Genomic DNA, 4,977 nt, shown 5'->3' on the forward strand with positions numbered 1-4,977 from the left:
TACGGGCTCAACGGGCTCAACGGGCTCAACGGGCTCAACGGGCTCAACGGGCTCAACGGGCTCAACGGGCTCAACGGGCTCAACGGGCTCAACGGGCTCAACGGGCAGTTTCCCCTCACCCGCGCTAGACCTGCAACTCTGCGCCGTTACATTACTGACGGATTACCCTGCTTAAGGAGGTATCAGCGGAAGCCGCTGTCGGTTCCGTAGAATCCTCGGTTTTTGGGCATAAAAAAATCGCGAAACATAAGTTTCGCGATTTTTGCTTTGGTGACCCCAACGGGATTCGAACCCGTGTTGCCGCCGTGAGAGGGCGGAGTACTAGGCCGCTATACGATGGGGCCGTATGCTGAAGATTAATCTTCAGCTCACCAAATCTCTTTGGTGAAGCGCTGGGATACCAGGACTCGAACCTAGAATGACGGAACCAGAAACCGTTGTGTTGCCAATTACACCATATCCCAATGTGACTTGGTATTCATTTGCTTCAGCAGCCGAAGCTGATCTGCGCTGAACGCCTTAGCACGAGATATAACTATACCTAAAAAATTCACGGATCGCACATCCTGGGGCAATATCCTCGAGTGATCTGCAGCTCGTTTATTGAAATGCCTGTAACAGACCTGAGCTTCGCTACACGTCAGCCGATAAATTGCCGCCGAAGGAGGCAGGTCCACTTGACCTGTCACTGCGTGCTGAGACGACTGCTTAATGCAAAAGAGGGAACCGAAGTTCCCCCTTAGCTGTGTGTCGGGATAACAGGATTCGAACCTGCGACCTCGTCGTCCCGAACGACGCGCGCTACCAAGCTGCGCTATATCCCGTGGTTACAACCATTTCACTATACACCCTGCAGAATTCTCATCAATGCCCGGCATAGCTACTCTTTTCTTTGCCGCCAAGTCCTTAGCCGGGCCTCGCAGCTTAAGACCATTAGATAGCTTTCCCAGGATTCAAGATATTCAACGGGTCCAAAAGGTTCTTGATCTGCTGTTGGAGTTCGATCACTTCTGTTGCTTGTTCCCATTGCAACCAATCTTTTTTGATCAGCCCGACACCGTGTTCGCCAGTAATTGTGCCGCCCAGTTCCAGTGCAATACGTACGGAGCTTTCAACTGCACGGTCAAGCCTCGCTAGTGGCTCGTTGCCGTCTTCCGGTTCTACAGAAAACGTCGGATGCAGATTGCCATCCCCTACATGCGAAATCATCCGCATGTTTACGTTTTCGTCCCGCGCAGCCCGTTGAACGCGGTGCACGTATTCAAGCATCTTGCTTTTCGGAATCGCGACATCCTCTCCAGTCCGGTAAGCATCGTCTTTAGTATCACCCCGGCTGGTTCGGCGCATTTCGATCAGTTGCGTAGCACTCGGATCTGCCGAATTGCTTAGCTGGGCATTGCGGTCTGCGAAAACACTGCGGAGAGCGGTTTCTTCACGCTCGGCGCCATAGCCATCCAGTCGAGCCAAGAGCATGGCACCGCCGTGACCTGCGTAATTCGTCGAGTACTGTTCATCAAGAATGAGCAGAGTCGAATGATCAATGAGTTCCAAAATGGCAGGCTGAATTCTGGCTTTGGCAATCAGTTGAACGCCCTCGACCGCTTCTTCCAGGCTGGGGAACAATAGAGCTATGTCTCGCTCGTCTACCGGGAGATAGCGCAATCGGAGAACTGCGCGAACGACAACGCCCAGCGTGCCCTCTGACCCTGTGAAAAGTGCGGCGAGATCATACCCTGCTACACCCTTAAACGTATTCTTGCCAACGCGGATTAGTCGGCCGTCTGCCAATACTACGTCTAGGGAGAGCACTGCTTCTCGGGTCACGCCATACTTCGCGCACCGCAGGCCTCCCGCGTTGGTTGCGATGTTGCCGCCAATTGTAGACATCTTGTAGCTAGCAGGATCCGGGGCGTACATGAGGCCGAATTCGGAAACGGCTTCGTTCAGCTGATGATTGATGACGCCAGGTTCAACCACAGCGACCTCATCTTCCGGGCGGATCTCTAGGATTCTATTCATCTTGCTCAAGTTCAAGACGACGGCATCACCTAGTACGTGTACACCACCAGAAACACCTGTGCCGGCACCGCGGCTAATGACCGGTACCTTGTATTCGCTAGCCAAGCGTAGAACGTGTTGTACATCCGCTACGGAACTGGCGAAAACCACGGCCAGCGGTTCAATGGGATCCCCCGACAACTGACCGAAGTCTCTAGAGTTTTCTCGAAGCAGCGGGCCCGCTGTTTCAATGGCATTCTCTGGTAATGCCGCGCTGAGGGCATCTAGAAATCCGGCATGGGAAGCGGCCATCTTTATCTCCACGGATCGTTGCGTGCAAGTATTTACCTGAGACTACGGCTTTTGAGGGTCTTTGCCGAACTTGATGACTTGGCAATTTACTAGTAGCTCGGTTCAAAACTGCGTTTGCACCCTCATGGCCAGCCAGTCCGGGGCCGGCATACGTCATTGCCCTATTATTTATCGGGCTAAGACCGTTCAGCTGCTGCATTTTCTTTCGATTGCGCTGCTTGGATTTCTGCTGGAAGAGCTTTTCCTCTGACGAATAGTCGATAACAGACGCCCAGGATTGCCACCCAGATTAGACCGGTAATGAGTGCACTACGCGTATCCGGAATAATGCCGATTAAGATGATCACGAAGATCATGAAGGCCAGCGCCAAGTAGCTACCCACTGGCCAAAGCGGAACTGGGAATGCAGATGGTTCAAGATTATCTCTGTCTATCCGGTGCTTCATCCGAATATGAGAGATCAGGATCATCGACCAAACAACGACGGTGGCGAAAGTAGCCAATGCAGCAATGAGGAAGAAGATCTCATCTTCGAACCAGATGTTCAGCACTACACCAATAAGCAATGCGCCGATCATCGATAGTGAAGTCACCCATGGGACCCCGTTAGCCGTGGTCTTCGTGAATACCTGTGGCGCCTGGCCTTGTTTGGCCATACCGTGAATCATGCGTCCCGCGCCGAAGATGTCTGCGTTGATTGCTGAGAGTGCCGCAGTGATGACGATGAAGTTCAGGACATTTGCTGCTGACGAGAAGCCGATGCTGGAGAAGATCGAAACGAATGGACTTTCACTACCATCAATCGTGTTCCACGGCTGAATGCACATGATGACACCGAGCGTGAGTACGTAGAACAGCAAGATGCGCACTGGCACAGAGTTAATTGCCTGCGGAATGACTTTACGCGGGTTTTGCGCTTCACCAGCGGTAATGCCGATCACTTCGGTGCCGCCGAAGGCAAACATGACAATGGTCAGGGAAGCGAGAATGCCCCAGACACCATGCGGCATGAAGCCGTCGCCAGCAAAGAGATTGGATAGACCTGCAGCTCCTTCGCTTTGGTTGCCCAACCCGAAGACGATTACGAGAACGCCACCAGCGATCATTGCCATGATAGCGACGACCTTGATCAAGGAGAACCAAAATTCCAGTTCGCCGAAGACTTTGACCGAGAGCAGGTTCACGGCGGCAATGAAGAAAACAACTGCCAGGATCCAGATCCATCGTTCGACGTTGGGAAACCAGAAACCCATATATACGCCAAAAGCCGTCACGTCAGCCAGGGCCACCACAAACATTTCAAACGTGTAGGTCCACCCGGTTGCAAAGCCAGCAAAGCGTCCAACGAATTCAGTGGCATAGCTTCCGAATGAGCCGGAGGTCGGATTGCGGACTGCCATTTCTCCCAACGCACGCATCACCATGAACACCACTGCCCCACCGAGTATGTATGCCAACAGCACCGCTGGCCCAGCCATTTGAATGGCGCTTGCGGAACCATAGAACAAGCCTGTGCCAATAGCAGACCCTAGAGCGATAAACCTGATGTGCCGTGTGCTTAAACCACGTTTCAAGTTTTGACTTGTCTGGCTAGTACGCATGCTGCTCCTCCGATATTCCTAACTGCATCAGAGGTTTGCCGCTCACTTTTCATGGTGTGCTTCAACCCCGACATCCATGTAATCGCAGTCACACGCATCTTGGAGCGGGGAAAAGACAAGATAGTCCAGTACCTCAGACTCTTGGTGAAAAGAAGCTGAGATACCGGACGGCAATTCTTCCAACGGGTATCTCGGGACAGCGTGATGGGCATTCTGGAATTTCGACCACTCGCGAGCTGTCGATAGAAGTACACATCCCGGCATGCAACGCAGTCAGATACTCGTGAATCCAATTGAAGGATCATGCTGCGCGATCCTCACCAACGACCTTGAGAATGCTTAAATGTGCTTGCGCAATCCCTCGATATCGAGGCAGGATTCCGATACGGCTGGCTTCAACGTGCTGCACGTCAGTGGTCAGCAGCCACGCCCGCCTGTGTCCGTCATGTTGTCCACCAGAAGTCAAAGCATCTACTGTCCGTAAGCGTCCGCGTCTTCAGAAACATGACACCGGTGCCTTCAGGCGGTGGATGACAGTATCTATTGCTTTCAAGGCTTTCCAAGACGAGGTCCACAATGACGTTCATTGGCCTGACCCGGTGAATTCTCGCAGTCTTGGTTCCCTTGGTCGGTCGAATCCCCTTACGCCGAGACCTATGGTTGCCAGTTGCTCTCACCATTGCACGCCGGCAGGTGAATGTGGTGCAACTGCGGGAATAGTCTTCCGAAACGGAGCTGTCGCCTTGGTGCCTGAAACTCAAATTACGCAGTCGACCAGCTGGCATTTTTAGTCGATACCCGTCAGGGAACAAATATGGCTCAGCAAGGCTGGCTGGGCCGACAACCTGATCTTCAATTTGGATAAGAACTCCAGTGAATAATTCTCGGGTAACCTGGCCCTCGTCATCCGGTGCAAGCAACTGAGCTCGCCGGCAACCTTGGCCAACACAAATACCCTGGACGCACTGGTCGTTAAAGCAGGAGGGGAGGAGGAACCAAGCAGCACCAGCTGCCTAATTCCCCCTCCCCTTCTCGTTAAACAGGTGAGGCCCCGGCACCAAACGGT

General features: G+C 53.0%; 2 protein-coding genes and 3 tRNA genes. All 5 read right to left on the reverse strand.

Features of this window, described 5'->3' with window-relative positions:
- Positions 1-268 precede the first annotated feature (268 nt).
- The 5 genes from ACIOTN_RS17935 to ACIOTN_RS17955 all read right to left on the reverse strand — a co-directional run bounded on the left by ACIOTN_RS17935 (position 269) and on the right by ACIOTN_RS17955 (position 3,911).
- Positions 269-344 (reverse strand) — tRNA-Glu (locus tag ACIOTN_RS17935).
- 48 nt (positions 345-392) lie between these two features.
- A tRNA-Gln gene (locus ACIOTN_RS17940) sits at positions 393-464 on the reverse strand.
- A 286-nt stretch (positions 465-750) separates the two neighbouring features.
- Positions 751-824, reverse strand: a tRNA-Pro gene (locus tag ACIOTN_RS17945).
- A gap of 109 nt (positions 825-933) precedes the next feature.
- Positions 934-2,310 carry an FAD-linked oxidase C-terminal domain-containing protein gene (locus ACIOTN_RS17950; RefSeq protein ID WP_332504510.1) on the reverse strand — a complete coding sequence of 459 codons (1,377 nt, stop codon included), beginning with the start codon at positions 2,308-2,310 and terminating at the stop codon, positions 934-936.
- A 176-nt stretch (positions 2,311-2,486) separates the two neighbouring features.
- Complete coding sequence (locus tag ACIOTN_RS17955) at positions 2,487-3,911, reverse strand: amino acid permease (protein WP_402735844.1); 1,425 nt, start codon at positions 3,909-3,911, stop codon at positions 2,487-2,489.
- Between the last annotated feature and the right edge of the window lie 1,066 nt (positions 3,912-4,977).

The sequence above is a fragment of the Glutamicibacter sp. NPDC087661 genome, assembly GCF_044743275.1.
Classification (GTDB): domain Bacteria; phylum Actinomycetota; class Actinomycetes; order Actinomycetales; family Micrococcaceae; genus Glutamicibacter.

Coding starts and splice junctions, on each gene's coding strand:
- ACIOTN_RS17950 (WP_332504510.1), bottom strand. CDS start 2,310: ATGGCCGCTTCCCATGCCGGATTTCTAGATGCCCTCAGCGCGGCATTA.
- ACIOTN_RS17955 (WP_402735844.1), bottom strand. CDS start 3,911: ATGCGTACTAGCCAGACAAGTCAAAACTTGAAACGTGGTTTAAGCACA.